16 protein-coding genes are annotated in these 16,868 nt (G+C 59.4%); 5 read left to right on the plus strand and 11 right to left on the minus strand.

Annotation, left to right across the window (positions count from 1 at the left end; all coding sequences use genetic code 11):
• Positions 1-2: 2 nt before the first annotated feature.
• Positions 3-1,838, minus strand: coding sequence for a dihydroxy-acid dehydratase (gene ilvD / locus QF629_03065; protein MDP6012516.1), 1,836 nt, complete (start codon positions 1,836-1,838; stop codon positions 3-5).
• Between the two features lie 98 nt (positions 1,839-1,936).
• On the opposite strand from ilvD, the gene QF629_03070 reads away from it, so the two are divergent.
• The gene (locus QF629_03070; GenBank protein ID MDP6012517.1) at positions 1,937-2,245 is read left to right on the plus strand and encodes a hypothetical protein; all 309 of its coding nucleotides are present in this window, start codon (positions 1,937-1,939) and stop codon (positions 2,243-2,245) included.
• 616 nt (positions 2,246-2,861) lie between these two features.
• Positions 2,862-4,730 carry a dihydroxy-acid dehydratase gene (locus tag QF629_03075; protein ID MDP6012518.1) on the plus strand — a complete coding sequence of 623 codons (1,869 nt, stop codon included), beginning with the start codon at positions 2,862-2,864 and terminating at the stop codon, positions 4,728-4,730.
• A gap of 421 nt (positions 4,731-5,151) precedes the next feature.
• Here QF629_03075 and QF629_03080 read toward each other — a convergent pair whose 3' ends face one another.
• Positions 5,152-5,697, minus strand: coding sequence for an iron transporter (locus QF629_03080; GenBank protein MDP6012519.1), 546 nt, complete (start codon positions 5,695-5,697; stop codon positions 5,152-5,154).
• A 109-nt stretch (positions 5,698-5,806) separates the two neighbouring features.
• Complete coding sequence (locus QF629_03085; protein ID MDP6012520.1) at positions 5,807-7,180, minus strand: 4Fe-4S binding protein; 1,374 nt, start codon at positions 7,178-7,180, stop codon at positions 5,807-5,809.
• A gap of 302 nt (positions 7,181-7,482) precedes the next feature.
• Between QF629_03085 and QF629_03090 the strand changes: the two genes are divergently transcribed.
• Positions 7,483-8,985, plus strand: coding sequence for a di-heme oxidoredictase family protein (locus QF629_03090; protein ID MDP6012521.1), 1,503 nt, complete (start codon positions 7,483-7,485; stop codon positions 8,983-8,985).
• Positions 8,986-9,179: 194 nt separating this feature from the next.
• Here the strand turns inward: QF629_03090 and QF629_03095 are convergent, their stop codons facing one another.
• The 3 genes from QF629_03095 to QF629_03105 are packed head-to-tail and all read right to left on the minus strand — an operon-like array spanning position 9,180 to position 12,239.
• Positions 9,180-10,337: a GNAT family N-acetyltransferase gene (locus QF629_03095; protein ID MDP6012522.1), complete on the minus strand. Its 1,158-nt coding sequence runs from the start codon at positions 10,335-10,337 to the stop codon at positions 9,180-9,182.
• 16 nt (positions 10,338-10,353) lie between these two features.
• Complete coding sequence (locus QF629_03100; GenBank protein ID MDP6012523.1) at positions 10,354-11,760, minus strand: aminotransferase; 1,407 nt, start codon at positions 11,758-11,760, stop codon at positions 10,354-10,356.
• Positions 11,761-11,771: 11 nt separating this feature from the next.
• A complete protein-coding gene (locus QF629_03105) occupies positions 11,772-12,239 on the minus strand; it encodes a RidA family protein (GenBank protein ID MDP6012524.1) in 468 nt (155 codons plus the stop codon).
• 175 nt (positions 12,240-12,414) lie between these two features.
• On the opposite strand from QF629_03105, the gene QF629_03110 reads away from it, so the two are divergent.
• The gene (locus QF629_03110) at positions 12,415-13,236 is read left to right on the plus strand and encodes a cell envelope integrity EipB family protein (protein MDP6012525.1); all 822 of its coding nucleotides are present in this window, start codon (positions 12,415-12,417) and stop codon (positions 13,234-13,236) included.
• A 268-nt stretch (positions 13,237-13,504) separates the two neighbouring features.
• Here the strand turns inward: QF629_03110 and QF629_03115 are convergent, their stop codons facing one another.
• The 5 genes from QF629_03115 to rpmG all read right to left on the minus strand — a co-directional run bounded on the left by QF629_03115 (position 13,505) and on the right by rpmG (position 16,474).
• Positions 13,505-14,668 (minus strand): DNA polymerase IV, encoded by a 1,164-nt coding sequence (locus QF629_03115; GenBank protein MDP6012526.1) that lies wholly within the window; start codon positions 14,666-14,668, stop codon positions 13,505-13,507.
• A 288-nt stretch (positions 14,669-14,956) separates the two neighbouring features.
• On the minus strand, positions 14,957-15,631 hold the full coding sequence (locus tag QF629_03120) for an HAD family hydrolase (GenBank protein ID MDP6012527.1): 675 nt from the start codon (positions 15,629-15,631) through the stop codon (positions 14,957-14,959).
• A gap of 7 nt (positions 15,632-15,638) precedes the next feature.
• Positions 15,639-15,908: a DUF3572 domain-containing protein gene (locus QF629_03125; protein MDP6012528.1), complete on the minus strand. Its 270-nt coding sequence runs from the start codon at positions 15,906-15,908 to the stop codon at positions 15,639-15,641.
• Positions 15,898-16,251, minus strand: a complete 354-nt coding sequence (locus QF629_03130) for a hypothetical protein (protein ID MDP6012529.1) — start codon at positions 16,249-16,251, stop codon at positions 15,898-15,900. Before QF629_03130 ends, QF629_03125 begins: the two co-directional genes overlap by 11 nt.
• 55 nt (positions 16,252-16,306) lie before the next feature.
• A complete protein-coding gene (rpmG, locus tag QF629_03135; protein ID MDP6012530.1) occupies positions 16,307-16,474 on the minus strand; it encodes a 50S ribosomal protein L33 in 168 nt (55 codons plus the stop codon).
• A gap of 183 nt (positions 16,475-16,657) precedes the next feature.
• On the opposite strand from rpmG, the gene QF629_03140 reads away from it, so the two are divergent.
• Positions 16,658-16,798, plus strand: coding sequence for a hypothetical protein (locus QF629_03140; protein ID MDP6012531.1), 141 nt, complete (start codon positions 16,658-16,660; stop codon positions 16,796-16,798).
• Positions 16,799-16,868 lie beyond the last annotated feature (70 nt).

Here is a 16,868-nt window from a genome sequence, read left to right on the forward strand (position 1 = left end):
GCCTACGTGTCGAGCACTGCAGGGTCGCGCACAGCGCCGAAGGCGGCGCTGCGAGTGAGTGCTGCATAAGCCTGTAAGGCTCGTGATACCTTGCGGTTGCGTTTGGGCTGCCAGGCGTCTCTGCGCGCTTCCATGGCAGTCCGACGAGTTGCCAGGGTCTCGTCGTCGACCTCCAGGCGGATGACCCGGTTGGGAATGTCAAGGACAACGGTATCGCCCGGTTCGAGCAAGCCTATGGCGCCGCCCTCCGCGGCCTCCGGCGAGATATGCCCGATCGACAGGCCCGAGGTGGCGCCGGAGAAGCGCCCGTCGGTGATCAGCGCGCATTCGGCGCCAAGGCCGACCGACTTAAGCATGCTTGTCGGCATCAGCATCTCCTGCATACCAGGGCCGCCGCGCGGTCCTTCGTAGCGGATCACCACCACATCACCCGCTTTGACTTCGCCGCCGATAATGCCGGCGGCCGCTGCATCCTGACTCTCGAAGATCACGGCTGGGCCACTGAAGGTGAGAATGTTCTTGTCGACACCTGCGGTCTTCACGATGCAGCCGTTCTTTGCCAAGTTGCCGAACAGCACGGCAAGCCCGCCATCGGCGCTGTAGGCGTTGGGGATGTCGCGGATGCAGCCGGTAGCGCGATCGGTGTCGAGGGTGTCGTAGTAGCTGTCCTGGCCGAATGCCTCGATTGAGTGCTGACGGCCCGGCGCCGCGCGATAAAAGCGTGCCACCTCGGCGTCGTCGCTGCGCTGGACGTCGTGTGCGGCGAGCGTTTCGCCGAGGCTCTCGCCAAGAACATTGTCGGCGGCCGTATTGATCAGGTTGCCGCGGTCGAGTTCGCCGAGGATGCCGATAACACCTCCGGCGCGATGTACGTCTTCAACATGATAGTGCTGCACGCTCGGTGAGACCTTGCAGAGATTTGGCACCTTGCGCGATAGCCGGTCGATATCAGCCATGGTAAAATCGACCTCGCCCTCAAAGGCGGCGGCGAGCAGATGCAACACCGTGTTGGTTGAGCCGCCCATGGCGATATCCATTGTCATCGCGTTCTCGAAGGCGGTTTTATTGGCAATATTACGTGGCAGTACGGACTCGTCACCATTCTGATAATAGCGCTTCATGAGATCCACGACGACACGTGCGGCGTCGAGGAAAAGGTCCTTGCGGCGCGCGTGACTTGCCACCAGGGTGCCGTTGCCGGGCAGCGCTAGGCCCAGCGCTTCTGTCAGGCAGTTCATCGAGTTGGCCGTGAACATGCCCGAGCAGCTGCCGCAGGTGGGGCAGCCCGCGCGCTCGTAGTCCAGAAGTTTCTCCTCGGTAGTATCGGGGTTGTTGGACGCGACCAGCGTGTCCACGAGATCGATGATTTCGCCATTGGGCATCTTACCGGCTTCCATAGGCCCGCCGGAGACGAAGACGGTCGGGATATTGAGGCGTAGCGCTGCCATCAACATGCCGGGAGTGATCTTGTCGCAGTTGGAGATGCAGACCAGGGCATCGGCGCAATGGGCATTGACCATGTATTCTACCGCATCGGCGATGATCTCGCGTGAGGGCAGGCTGTAGAGCATGCCGTCATGACCCATGGCGATACCGTCGTCGACGGCGATGGTGTTGAACTCCTTGGCCACGGCGCCTGCCTTTTCAATCTCGCGCGCCACCATCTGGCCAAGGTCCTTTAGATGCACGTGTCCCGGCACGAACTGGGTAAAGGAGTTGGCGATGGCAACAATGGGCTTATCGAGGTCGGATTCGGCGGTGCCAGTCCCCCGCCAAAGGGCGCGTGCGGCGGCCTGTCCGGCGCCTTGGGTGGTGCGGTGCGAGCGATAGGCGGGCACGATATATCTCCTCTCGAGGTGTAACGACTTGATTGGCAAAAGTGTTCAAGTGTCTCATACTCTTGTTTGTGAATGACAAGCAATGGGAGGACCACACAATGCTTAGAAGACTTTTGCTCATAGTGCTGGCGCTCGCCTGGACAGAGACGGCTATAGCGGCCGGCGATTATCCGATCGAGCAGTATGAGCTCATGACCCAATGCATAAGTGATCCGTCATGCAACGTCGGGCTCCTGTTCTCAACCGAGCCGGAAAACCGCATCGACGGCGCCGTGGGGGACGCGGAGGAGGTAACTTGGAAATGGCCGATCTGCATGCGTGGGAATGTCGAGGGCAGTGGTGACTGGGCCTGCGTTCCGGTGTGCACCACTGAGGCCTGCTGGTGCGAAGAAGACGATAAGTGTTGACGACTTAGGTGATCAACTTTTGGGTGTGGACCGCGACGGTCCCAGTGGCTGCCGTGGTGTTTCTACTGTGAAGCGGTCGTGGCAAAACAACCACATGCCGACCTGGAGCAGTCAAGGTCGGTGGCCGTTAATTCGGGAAAATGAGCCTGACCTCGTAGAGTCTCAAGCCGGCTACGGGGCTGCTGCTACGCTGGGCCACGGTGTGTCACGCATAAGCTAGCGCGATGTCCTTTTGAGTACCATGCTACGTTCGTTTTGATCGAGCCGCCAATCTTGAATTGTGCTGCGGCGTGGCTCTTCTGCGTGGCAGGCAACAGCTTTCCCCGTTCAGTCTGCAGCCATGCCAATTCGTTTGACGCACCGTGAACAGACTTCAGTGCGATTGTAGAGAGCAGTGCGGCAAGCAGGATATCTCGCTTGGCATATGCTTGGGTTATCATCACGGCCGGCCGAAACGCGATCTGGAGTGTATGGTCATCATGGATCAGGTGCCGAGGGTTGATCACTGATTGCGCAACGCAGGGGAATGAGGCATCAAGGATAGCGGTAGGGCTTTCGAGCTTCCGTTCCACCTTGCCGATACCGGATACCAACCCAATCCCGTGGAGGGTCAGTAGTGCCAAAAACCAAAAAGGTCCTTTTCGATAATAACCCTGGCCGAAATGCGCAAACCGTCGGCATCGCTCGCGAGCTTGGCACAGACATCGAGCTCATTCACGAACCCTCCGTCGGCGTAGTCGGTAACAAGGGTGATTCCCAATGTTATCTCGGCGTGCAACAGAAGGTCGAGGCCATCCATGCCTGCCTGCGCCAGTCCATTGGCGAAGGCAGCGAGCAGATGCGCATGCGCCTGGTGCAGCCGGAATATACCGTTGCTACCTCGGACGGCATGCGCAACGGCACGCGCGAGATGCGCTATTCCCTGATCGGTCGCGAGGTCACGCACGATACGATGTGCGAGCATCTGAGCGCGAGCGGACTTGAGGGAACCATTGCCGTAGTCGCTTGTGACAAACCTCCTGTCGGGACCCTTGCTGCGATTCTCGAGCATGACCGGCCGGCTATCATCATGTCGGACGGGCCCATCCGTCCCGGTACGGATTCCGTCACCCACGAGCCGATCGATATCATTACCGGCTTTCAGGTCGCGGGCAGCAATGACGAGCCGATGAAGAAGCGAGTCGCCAGCGAGGCTTGTCCTGGCTACGGTAGTTGTGGCGGTATGTTCACCTATAACACCATGCAGACTTTTATCGGCGTGGTCGGTATGCAGCCGCTCCATATGGTATCGCCGGCGTCGGACGATGCGAGACGCTTGGAACAGTTCCCAGGAGAGCTCGTGACGCATCTGGGCGCGATGATCGCTGCTGATCTAACGCCACGAAAAATCGTTAGTCGAGATTCTATTCGTAACGCCATGATTGTCTCGATGGCTGTAGGAGGCTCAACGAATGTTCTGCTGCACGGCCCTGAGATCGCGAGAGCCGCCGGGTTCGGTAATTTTGCCAGAGATATCATGTCGCCGGAGGAATTCAATCATTTGTCACAGCATGTCGTGCCGGTTCTGGTCGATGCGCGGCCGTTCGGGCGCTATTCGATGGTCGATATAGACGAGAAAGGCGGCATACAGGTTATCGTCAAAGAGTTGTTGGATGCTGGTCTCCTAAACGGTGAAGCGATGACCTGTACCGGCGAGACCCTGGCGCAGCAAATCGCGCGTCTTGATCCGCCAGCACCAGACGGAGATGTCATATGCAGCGTGGAAAATCCGTACAAGCCAACAGGAGGATTGCGCGTCCTGGGCGGTAATTTGTCTCCGGAATTCAGCGCTGTTCTGAAGCTTGCTGGTGTCGAAGGCGGCCTCGAGAATAACGTCTTTCTGGGCAAAGCGCGCGTGTTCGACGCCGAAGCTAATCTTCTACATACTCTAGAAAATAGTCCTGAAGTTTTCGAACATCACGATATGGTTATCGTGCGCTACGAAGGGCCGAGTGGTGCGCCTGGTATGCCGGAAATGCTCGACTCCACCTCTCGCATCACAACGCTGTGCCGCGAGAAAGGTATTATCGTCGGCCTCATGACCGATGCCAGATTCTCCGGCGGTTCGGTGGGGCTTGTGATAGGCCATGTTGGCCCCGAGGCTGCGTTGGGCGGCCCGATCGCTTTCGTGGAAGACGGCGATGAGATTGTTGTCGACCTCAACGTCAACGAGCTGAACTGTACGGCGCTGTCAGATCCCGAAACGCTTGATACCAGAAAAGCGGCATGGGAAAAGATTGTTGCGGCTAATGGCGGCATGCACCCCGCAGTCGGCAATGTGGACACACGTTTACTGAACCGTATGCGGCGCACCGCCGTCTCTGCAATTTTTGGCGCCGGCATGCACCCCGATCGAGTGCTTTGGGTGCCGGAATCTCGGGAGCCAGTGAAGACGGCCTTCGTGCCCTCAAACAAGTATCGCGCCGGCTCGGAGAGGGCATTCTAGAGCACCTGCTGGTTGAGAAGACCTTTGCTTGCCACTTGGCCGGCCGAGCAAAAAAGAAAGGCGGCGCGAACGCCGCCTTTCCATGAATGGGCCACACATCAGGCCGAGTCATGAGAACATGGTATCAACGCAAACAGAAGAGGCTGCCCCGCTGCCCGCGTTGCATACCAGAGCCTATCGATGTGGCACCGAATTCATGTGACATTGGATCACCTCCTTTCCATTGTGGAACATAGAGCCTGATTATGTCGGCTCACCCACACCGTTAACAAGATGAATATTTTCTAGACCGTCTCCGATGTTCGTCTCTGGCAATGGCGCCTGGCATTATTGGGGATGAGAATCGCAAGCAGACTCCCGGTGTTGCCGCCACCTGGCAACAAATGAAGTTGACCACTATTTCTCGGCGGGCACGGGTCGCTCAGTAATCTCCTTTTTTTCCGGTACCGATGAAATTGAACTCGCCAGTATAGTCGATCGTATTCCACCATGGCGCGACACCTGTCTCGGCGTCGATATGACGCAGGAAGTGATCGGGGGCCGGCGGCTGGATTCGGAAGGTAACGCGATAGCGACCCGGGCCTTCGAGGGCGACATTGGCGCCGTAATGGGGGCCGTCCGAGGCGACCATCGCGTGCAACATGCCTGACCGACTCCAGTCGCTGCCTTCCTTGCCGAGCGTATAAGCGATCCTCAGATACGGAATCCAATCGCCTTCGCCAAGACCGTTGGGGTTGGCCGCTGTGGCGTGAATGTCGGCCTCTAGGTGGATGTCGGCGTGGCCGGCTTCTTGGCCAGCTATCGCCGGTTCCATTTCTACCGGCTGCAGGTAGACACCGGCGATCTTCATGCCATGTCGCTCGATCGGCTCGCCCGCGGGAAACTCTCCGGCGAGGCCCGGTAGGGCCAGACAGGCCAGGGATAATGCTGCGAGAGTCAGAACATTGGATCCCAGCAGTTTCCTCATTGTTTCATGCTCCAATTATTTGTGCCTACTGCTTATTCCGTAGGGCTAAACATAATGCGAGTGTGTCGCATTCGCAAACATGAGTCAAGCTACGAGCCGATTTAGTTAGTCAGGCGCCGAGCACGGCCGGGTACCAGGCCGCGCCCACCGCCAAGCTGCCGGCCGCGCCGGGTAATAGTGGCAACCAGCGCCGCGACGGGACGATGCCCTGACCAGCTAGCAAGCGATGGCCGAGTACGATGCTCCAGACGGCGCTCAATGCTAACAAGGCGGCCTTAAGGGCACGCACGCCACCATCGCCGAGGCCTAGCATTTGAAGGCCGCCGAACAGATCGCCGCCGAGTCCGAGCAGCAGAGAAACCATGGCGATCGGCAAAAATTGATAGCCGAGTTCGACGAAGCGGGTGCGAAACGAGCCGCTACCGCCGGCCATCCTGGCCAGCCGCGCCGCGGTGCCGGTGAGTGCGCCAAGTAGGATTACCGCAAGCGCGCTCCAGCCGAGCATGTAGCCACTGATGAGGAAGAAATCGAACCAGCGGAAGACCTCGCCCGCCTCCGGGTAGGCTGCCATTAGCCAGATCGGCCCCGGTTCGCCGAGCCAGTACCAGCCCTGCTCGATGATCCAGTTGCCGAGCGCTAGGCGCAGCGCACCGTAGGAGTCGAGCACTAGCCAGAGAAAGCCGCCCAGCGCGGTGCCGGTGCCAATGAATAGGAATAGCACTTCGGCCAAGTTAGCATTGTGCTCACGCACCGTCGCCACCTCCTCGGCGGGTGGGCGCAGTGTCAGGGACAGGCCGCCCTTGGCGCGTGGGTTGACGCAACGGAAGCAGCCGATGCAATGGCGCGATTCTGTCTTGCGGTTGAGCCAGATCATAGTTGGGCAGACGCCTCGCTCGGTCCAGTCATCGCCACCAGGTTGTGGGCGTTTCGGGCGGAAGTCGACAGCGCCAATGCGTGAATAGACGCCGAGCAGAAGGCCAATCGGACACATGTGTCGGCACCAGACGCGCTTGTTGCGCCCGTAGAGAAAGCCCACGACGATGGCGGCGGCGAGCACGCTGCCGAAGACGATAGCGGTAGCCGGTGCGTGGTCGCGAGCACCCGCGGTCTGGGCCCAGATGGTGACGATGACGAAGCTAACGATAGGTGTTCCCGGCCACCGCACCCAGCCGGGAATGGGTCGGCGCAGGCCGCGCGTATTGGCCCATTCCGACGCCGCCCCCATGGGGCAGAGAAGGCCACACCAGCTACGCCCACTGAAGATCACCGAGAGAAAGACGAGGGGAAACCAGACCGCCCAGAGTGCGACATTGGCGAAGACAGTGAAATGCGCGAAGACACCAGCGTCCGACGGCGGCCGGTCGAGTAATAGGGGCAGGAAAAGAATTGCCACGAAGATGACAAACATGCCGATGTGGACCAGCGCAAGGCGGTCGCGGTGGACAATGAAAAATGCCTCAATGCGCGCGGCAACGCCCGGCAACAACCCGTCCCGGGCAGAAGGGGGCGGCACATCGTGTGCGGCCAATGCCATAGTTCTACTTGGCTTATCCGAGCAAGTTCCGGCCACGGCGTCGCGGTCTCCACGGGTAGGTACTGCGACTGATTTTTACTCTCATTTGGATTGCGCGGCAAGCAAAGCGGAATCTATTGTCGCGCCTTTCGGTATGACGTCGAGAATTTTTACGGGTGGTCCATTTCTTCGGTAAAACAAATTGTTATTTCTCGAATCCAGAAGATTTTCTGGCTATCTTTGCGCCGACCTTGGAGGAGAAACTTTCATTGATGCGACCCACAATCATTTTCCTGGCCATGGTCGCCGGGTTGGGCGCCAACCCGGCAGCGGCGTTGGATTCTCAAGTCCCCCTGCTGGATCTGTCAGGGCAGGATACTTGGCAGTTCGGCGAGGTCAATTACGGCGCTGAGTATAATCTTTGGGCTTGGCAAAATTTCGGCCAACCCGTGGACCAGGGCAAGGTCGTGCCGGCGGCATTTTCGGCCGATGAGGCAACGGTTTTCTCGAATACCGATGAATCCTTTTCCGCGCCGATCTTCACCCTGGAAGGGAAGACGCTGCGAGCGTTCGCCTTTGGCCGTCACCTGTTCCGCAGGCATTGGACGAACGCGCCGGACGCAGCCGAAGGTTTTGACGGCCTCGGGCCGACATTCAATCGGATCTCCTGTTCCGGTTGTCACACGCGCGACGGTCGCGGTCGGCCGCCAGCTAGTATCGACGAGCCTATGAAGTCTATGCTGGTGCGTCTCAGCGTGCCGGGCGTGGCCGAGAATGGTGGGCCGGTGCCGCATCCGCTCTACGGCCTACAGCTTCAGGACAAAGGCATCCCGGGTGTCCCGGAGGAAGGACGCGCAACGATCCACTATCGGGATATTGAAGGCAGTTTCGCAGACGGCCAGCCCTATCGGTTGCGGGCGCCAGTCTATACTTTCACCGATATGAAGTACGGTCCGCTAGGCAACCAAGCGCTATTTTCGCCACGCGTTGCACCAGCGACATACGGCCTCGGCTTGCTTGAGGCCGTCAACGAGGCGGCGATAGCGGCGGCTGCCGACCCCGATGACATGAATGGCGACGGCATATCGGGTACGGTCAATCGAGTTTGGGATCCTGCTACCGGAAACGAGCAACTCGGCCGCTTCGGCTGGAAGGCGAATACGGCGAGCCTTTACACCCAGATTGCTGCGGCTGCACACGGTGATATGGGCATCACATCGAGCCTCTTCCCGGCCGACAACTGTACGGCTGTGCAAACCGCCTGCATGGCCGTGGCCAGCGACGCCGCGCCCGAGCTAGACGATCAAAGTCTGCATATGCTGGCCATCTATGCGCGCTCGCTGTCGGTGCCGGCGCGGCGCGATCCGAACAATCCCAAGGCACAGAGGGGCAAAGCGTTGTTCGAGTCCATCGGCTGCGCAGCGTGCCACACGCCGACCCTGACTACCGGTCAGGACACAATTCTACCCGAGCTCGCCGGTCAGACGATCCATCCTTACACCGACCTTCTGCTGCACGATATGGGCGAGGGCCTTGCCGACGGCCGTCCGGACTTTTTGGCCTCGGGTCAGGAATGGCGCACTTCGCCGCTGTGGGGCATCGGCTTGGTTCAGCGCGTCAATCTGCATCGTCGGTTCTTGCATGACGGCCGTGCAGAGGGTCTGATGGAAGCAGTGCTATGGCACGGTGGTGAGGCAGAGATCGCCCGCGATGCGGTGATCGCCATGCCTAAAGCCGATCGCGAGGCTTTGCTGGTTTTTTTGCGCTCTCTTTAGCGAGTTTTTCATTAAGGGCAGGGTCCTGGGTTATCGGACTTTCTCCCAGTTTTATAGTCATTATTGTGCTAACTATAAAGGTTCGATGATAGAATATCGAGTAGCATGGCATAAAAATATGCTAATGTAACGCTAGCCTGGTCCGATATTTATTCTAATAAACTCATAAGAATTAGTATGACGCGGCATGAGTTTTATTTTTTCCGATATGGGGAATATTCACGACCTACCTCGGCTATCTCCAAATCAACTTGTTCGCGTTCGCGTTCAAGATGGTCTGCAATGGCCTTGCGCAAAGCTGGGTCGACAATCCAATGGGCGCTATAGGTGTGCCGTGGCAAGTAGCCACGATGAATCTTGTGTGGTCCCTGTGCGCCTGCCTCTACCCAGTTCAACCCATGAGCGATCGCGAAATCGATAGCCTGGTAGTAGCAGGCCTCGAAGTGCAGGCAATCATGGTCTTCCAGACAACCCCAGTTGCGCCCGAACAGAGTATCATCACCGATGAAGTTCAACGCACCCGCGACCCATCGACCGGCGCGCTCGCACATAACCAAGGCCACGCGGTCGGCAAGGCGCTCGTGCAGTAGCTCAAAAAAAGCACGATTGAGGTAGGGCGAGCCCCATTTTCGGCTGCCGGTGTCTATGTAGAAGGCATAGAAGGCATCCCAATGGGCCGGCTTCAACTCGGAACCGCTTAAAATTTGGATGTCAATGCCGTTCGCGACGGCCCGCGCGCGTTCCTTGCGTATCATCTTGCGCTTGCGCGCCGTCAAAGTGGCAAGAAAGTCGTTGAAGTCCCCGAAACCCTGGTTCTGCCAATGGAATTGCTCGCTGGTGCGCAGCAACAGGCCAGCCTCACCCATCTGCCGCCATTCGGCCTCGGTGGAGTAGGTGATATGTAGCGAAGAGGCTTTGAGATGGGTCGTTAGTTGCACAGCCGCTGACAAGACCGCCTTGCGATGATGCTCGGCGTTGGGTCCGGGCTCTGTTAGCAACCGTGGCCCGGTCGCCGGGGTGAAGGGGACTGAAGCCTGCAGCTTTGGATAATAGCGCCCACCGGCGCGCTCATAGGCGTCCGCCCAACCGTGATCGAAGATGTATTCCCCGTGGGAGTGGTTTTTCAGATAGGCGGGTAGGGCGCTGACGGCCTTGCCAGCCTCGTCCTCGACCACTACGTGGCGCGGCAACCAGCCGGTCTCGGCGGCACAGCAGCCGCTGTCTTCGAGCGCGTTGAGGAAGGCGTAAGAAAGGAACGGGTTGGCCGTGCCAGCGAGGCGGTCCCAGTCCGCCGGCCCGATCTCGCCGATGCTCGAGACGGCGCGCGCGGTATAGCGTCCGCGCTCGCTCACCGGCAGCGGAGTGCGTTCACGGCGCCGACCATTCTCCGTTTGCGGTCAGCTCGGCTGCGACGGCGCCTAACGCCCGGTCGAACTTGGTCACCATCTCCTCAACGTCGGCCTCGTTGATGACCAACGGTGGCGAGAAGCAGACGCTGTTGACCACGCCCCGATTGATCATGCCTTCGTTCATCAGCTTGGCGGCGAGGCGTGGGCCGATCTTGGATGCAAGGTCGAACGGCTCCTTTGCACTCTTGTCCTTGATCAGTTCGACTGCCGCGAGCAGACCGGCGCCGCGCACCTCACCCACCAGCGGATGCTCGGCGAAGGCCTCACGCAGGCGGCTTTGGAAGAGGGGCGCTATCTTCGCTGCAGCACCGACCAGGTCCTCGCGCTGCATGATCTCGATGGTCTTGAGGCCTGCAGCAGCCGCAATTGGATGGCCGCCATAGGTATAGCCATGGGCGAAGGGTCCGATCTCGGGTGAGCCCTCCTTGAGCACGCTCCAAACCTTTTCCGAGATCACCGCCGCTGACATGGGCACATAGGCGCTGGTTAAGCCCTTGGCGATTGAGATCATGTCAGGCTCGAGGTTAAAGTAGTTGGTGCCGAACCACGTGCCCATGCGTCCGAAGCCGCAAATCACTTCATCGGCGATGAACAGCACGTCGTGCTTGCGCAGCACGGGCTGGATGCCCTCGAAATAGCCCTCAGGCGGCACGATTACACCGCCCGCGCCCATCACCGGTTCGGCGATGAAGGCGGCGACCGTGTCCGGCCCTTCGCGCTCGATAAGGTCGTCCAGATCCTGCGCCAGCTTGGCCGAGAACTCCCGCTCGCTCATGTCTTCAGGTTTGTTCCAGTAGGCGTGCGGCGAGGAGGTATGCAGGAAACCGGGTAGGGGCAGGTTGAACGACTTGTGGATCGGCGGCAGGCCCGTCAGGCTCGCTGCGGCCACCGTCACGCCGTGATAGGCTCCCTGGCGCGAAATGAATTTCTTTTTCTCAGGTTTTCCACGTAAATTATTGTAATACCATACGAGTTTAACTTGCGTATCATTCGCTTCCGAGCCTGAATTACAGAAGAATACCTTGCTCATATGCTCGGGCATCACGCTTAATACCTTGTCGGCAAGGCGGATGGCGGGCTCCTGTGCCATGGCGAAGAACAGGTGGTAATAAGCTAGCTTACCTGCCTGCTCGGCGATGGCGTCGGCCATCTCTTGGCGGCCGTAGCCGATATTGACGCACCACAGCCCGCCCATGGCATCGAGATACTCGCGGCCCTCCAGATCGCGCAGGCGCGCACCGCTGCCGCCCGCTACAACGACCGAGCCGCTCTCCTGGTGGTCGACGATCGAGGTGTAGGGATGCAGCAGTGACTGCTTGTCCATCTCATCGAGGGACAGATTGCGCGGGGCTTCATTGGGGCTCATGGCATGGTTCCTCAGCCAATTTCGAAAATGCCGTCAACCTCGACCGCGACATTGCGCGGCAGCGAGCCGGCACCGACAGCAAAGCGGGCATGGCGGCCGGCATCGCCGAATACCTCGACCATCAGGTCCGACGCACCGTTGGCGACCTCGGGCTGGCGGTCGAAGCCGGCCGGACAGTTGACGAAGACGCCGAGCTTGATGCAGCGCCGCATACGGTTGAGGTCACCATTGCAGGCCACTTTGAGCTGTGCCAGTAGGTTCAGCGCGCAAGTGCGCGCCGCTTGCTGACCTTCCTCGATGTCATAGTCCTCGCCGACAACGCCGCGGAACTTGACCTCGCCGTTCCAGAAGGGGATCTGCCCAGCGATGAAAACCTGGTTGTCAGTGACCACGAACGGCACGTAGTTCGCCGCCGGTATTGCTGCCTCTGGCAATTCGATGCCTAGGTCGGCAAGTCGAGCTTCAACGTCTCCCGCCATCTCAGTCTCCCATTTCGCATGTGGGCAGAGCATAGGCGGGCCGGCGCCTGCGTGCCAGCCTCTTCAGTGTGTTTGCTTCCGTCTCTGGGCTCTTTTTTTGTCCACGTCGCGCCTTTATAGTTGTGTGTGGGCCGACTTTTCGGTCCCTCCCGATTTATCCTAAGGCGATGGCACAATGAGCGTGGTGGGCAGAGGCTTAACGGGTGCGCTGGCATTGGCGCTTAGCTGGGTCGTGGGTGCGGCGGCGGCCGAATTGAGGCCCCACCGCGCCCTCTACGAAATAGAGCTGGCGACAGTGCGCGGCTCCAGCGATATCACCGCGCTCAGCGGGCGTATGGTGCTGGAGTGGGTCGACGCTTGCGATGGCTGGACCGTCAACCAGAAAGTACGAATGCAGTTTACCAGCCGTGAGGGATCGGAGCTTCACAACGAGTTCAGCTTCTCATCTTTCGAATCGAAGAACGGCGATAATTTCCGCTTCACTATGCGCTCGCTGGCCAACGGAAACCCCCTTGAGGAGTTCGTCGGGGTGGCAACGCGCGGGCGGGCCGGTGCTGTGGCGCGCTTTACCGAGCCGCCGGATGAGAAGCTGGTGCTGCCGCGCGATACATTATTTCCGACAGAGCACCTGTTCGTACTTGTCGAAGGTGCGCTGACTGGAGAGACCTGGGTCGGCAAGACCGTGTTCAGCGGCACCGGCCTGGACAGCCTGCACGAAGTTACCGCCTTCATCGGTAAGGAGATTCCTGCCGGCTCGAAACCTGTACCCATGGCAGGCGAAGGCGACGAGGAAATCGTGGCGCTGGCAGACCTGCGCTCTTGGCCTGTCTCGATGGCTTATTTCCCTTACGACCAGCAGGACGCAAAGCCTGGGTTCGAGATGGCCTACCGCCTAATGGAAAACGGTGTCGCTGGCGTCCTTACTCTCGACTACGGCGACTTTGCTATGCGTGCCACCCTGGCCAGACTGGAAATATTGCCCGTGCCGGACTGCTAGATGCGCGGACGCCTATTCGATAAGCAAAGCAGTTATTTCTTGAATGATGGAAACGTGACTTAGTGCACCAGGAAAATTGCACGTGGATACTTAGGCTCCTGCAAAACCTTGCTCGGCGGCCTTGCGATATCGCGTCACCGTTTCGGTGTTGTTGCTGAGAAATATGGCGCTAACTCTGCTGCCGACCTGCGTTACTCACCCGACTCGTGTCCCCTGTGGTGTCTCGATAAAAGTAACCCAGGACGTCGGACAGTAAACAAATCGAGGCTCACCCTGGAAACCGCTCCAGCATGTCCGGTGGGTCGGCATCCTCTGCATCGGCAAGGTTGGTAACGCCGATGCCGAGCAGGCGGAAGCGGGTGAAGTCTATTTCGCGCGTCAGAAGCGTCCGTCCGGCATTGCCGATGACATCGGCGCGCCGTGTCGGCGCGGCAAGGGTTACCGAACGTGTGCGCAGGCTAAAGTCCGACGTCTTAAGCTTGAGTACGATGGTTTTTCCCGACCGCTGTGCTTGCGCTAGCCTCTCGGCGACACGGGTGCTGAGGCGCTGTAGTATGGGGTCTAGCTCTTCCAACGTGGCGAGATCGCGCGCGAAGGTAGTTTCAGCCGATAGGCTCTTCGCCTCACCGCGTGGCTCAACTGGGCGGCTGTCCTCACCTACGGCGAAGCGTGCCAACCGGTGGCCGATACTGCCATAGCGGCGCATCAGCTCGGCCTCGTCGCGGTTCTGCAATTGGCTAATACGGTTGATGCCGTCACGTTGCAGGCGCTGTGCGAGGGCTGGGCCGACGCCCCAGATGCGGCGCACCGGCAGGTCAGCAAGAAAGGCGCGTGCGTCGTCGCGACCCAGCACAGAGAAGCCACGCGGTTTGTCGAGGTCCGAGGCGAGCTTGGCAAGGAACTTATTGTGGCTGAGGCCGATCGACACCGTGATCCCCACCTCGCGCTCGATGCGACCCGCAAGCTCAGCCAAGCGCGCCGCCGCTGGACGTTCCGCCCCGCTCAAGTCGAGGAAGGCTTCGTCGATTGACAAGGGTTGCAGCCGTGGCGTCGTGTCGGCCATGAGGGCGCGGATCTTGCGACTCGCCGCCTGGTACTTGGGCATATCGGGGCGCAGGACGATGGCGTCGGGGCAGCGTTGTAAAGCCTGGAACATGGGCATCGCCGAATGGATGCCGTAGAGTCGGGCGACGTAACAGGCTGTGCTGACGACGCCGCGTCTGCCGCCACCGATAATCACCGGCTTGTCGGTCAGCGAGGGATCATCGTGTTTTTCCACCGCAGCATAGAAGGCGTCGCAGTCGAGGTGGGCGATGCTGAGAGAGAAGAGTTCCGCGTGTCGCACGAGGCGAGGGCTGGCGCAGATACCGCAGCGGTCGTTGACGGAGTTTTGGCCGCGCTCGCCACAGTCCCGGCACAGCCAGGCGCTCACCCCACGACCCTCTCGGGCTCAGGCAGGAGCCAGGTTGTCCCACGCACGCTGACGGATTCGCCATGGGAGTTGTGCAGCAGGTGCGTCACCATAGCATCGAGAAATCCAGGGCGACCAGGGTTAGGGAAGCGTCCCATAAAGGTTGTCGGAAGCCGACAGCCCACCGCCGGGTCCCACTAGGCGGAGATGAAGAGTGTTGATTATGTATACCAAGTTCACACTAGATAATACGGATGGTGATCTATTGTTTATATAATGCTGCCTAGTTTTTCCCCTATGCACGCCTGCTCAAAACCCAGCGGCGTCTAGCTCGGCCTCGATCAGCCGGCGCGCCTCGGCCCAATCGTCCGCGCGATGGTGACTATGGGGCGAAGCGGCCAAAAGCCGGGCCAGACGTGGGTCGGAAATCATGTGCAGTCGCCGCACATGTTCGGCATGGCGCGCGACAGAGCCATGGTGGTTGGGCCCGTCATCGATGAAGAACACGGGCGCCGAAACAGCCTCGGCAATGACGGCGACCAAAGGCCCCTTTGGGCCCGCGCCCGCAATCAGAGGATAGCCCATGCCATGGCGCTTCAGAGCCTCCTGGCGCACCGTCCGTTGATCGAAAGGCAAATTGCTGAGTACGACGATCTGTAGCCGTTCGCTGAGGGCCGCGAGCGCTTCTGCGGCGCCATCTACCGGCGCCATGCTGGCTGTGCGTTCATAGAAGAAGGTGGCGAGTAAGTTGCGAACATCGGCGCCGTCCACAGGGCTCGAGTCCACACGTCGGCGAATATTTCCAGTCAACGCGAAAGACGACCAGTCGAAAAAATAACCAGTGTCTTCCAGATAGGTTTCGAACGCGGCCATAAAGGCGAAGAGAACCTCGTCCGCGTCGGAAATCAGCAGCGGCCGACTGGGCTTCAGGCTGAGGTCGTCGAGTTGCGCCAGCTGCTCGGGAGCGATGCCGTGTTTTGTCATCCGGTCACTACAGTAGTACGGCGCCGGGCAGTAGTGCCCTGGCGCGCGCGGGCTGCTCGGGGGCGATGGCAGCCGATTTGCAAAAGCCGGTCAGTAGCGATTCGTGTGCGAGGATGAAGTCGAGCACGCCGGCCAGCAGCTCAGGGTCCTGGGCTGCTTGGCGCAATCCATTACCGGAGAGGCCGGAAAGCTCAAAAAACCGCGGCCGCACGGCCTCATCGGAAACGATATGGGCCAGCGCCTGCAAGGCGATCGCTTGCGCGGAATCAGGTGTCATGGTGTGATCTTACGATAGACCCATGCTGGGTCCAGCCCGCGCGTCTACTCGGCGGTGAGAAGCAGGTGCCGGTGCAGACTTCGATCCTCGCTGGCTTTTCGACTAAGCTGCAACCCATGCCGTTCGACTCGGTGTGTACCGAGCGCACGGACATGGCGCCGAAGCGTCCGATGGTGAGCGGGCAATTGGTGTTATGCTCTGGAGCTGTCTCGCTGCGTACCAAGACCTCGTCACCAGAAATACTCTGAATCTCGCAGGTAATTTCGGTACCGTTGAAGTGGAACGAGGTGCCGGGCAGGGCGAGACGGCGAGGATGCGCTTGTTCGATTAGGAGGCTGCGCATGTGATGCTGGGCTCGGCACCTGATTAGGTCGGGCCGGATGGGGCGGTGGCGCGCGCTACTTAATCTTGCCTTCCTTGTACATGACATGCTTACGCGCCACGGGATCGTATTTCTTGATCTCCATTTTTCCCGTCATATTGCGCGGATTTTTCTTGGTCACATAGAAATGACCAGTTCCAGCGCTGCTATTGAGACGGATCTTGATAGTTGTGGATTTGGCCATGATTGCCTACGGCGCCAAAGTGCCGCCTCCATGTATAACTTGTGGCGAACATAATCGTGCGCGATGACCTGTCAAGTCCTGCTTCGTCCGGCGATACTGGTATGATGGTCCGAATGACCGAGGAGTGACGCGTTGACCAGATGTGATTATGTGGGCTATTTCAGCTTGACCGGAGCGCGGAAAATGTTGGAGCAGAATCCCGACATAGTCCTGGGCGATACGCGCACGCAGCCGGAACGGAACTACGCTGGGCGGCTGTATCTAACCAATCTCGGCGAGGCGGTGAAGCTAGTGCTTTGGTGGCTAAAGTCTATTTTTTACTAATAATTAGTGTAGACTAGTCGATGGAGCTAGTCACCGGTCTATGTCGGAGCATAAGACCATTAGTATCATC

The organism is Alphaproteobacteria bacterium, assembly GCA_030739735.1.
In the GTDB taxonomy this organism is placed as follows: Bacteria; Pseudomonadota; Alphaproteobacteria; order UBA7887; family UBA7887; genus UBA7887.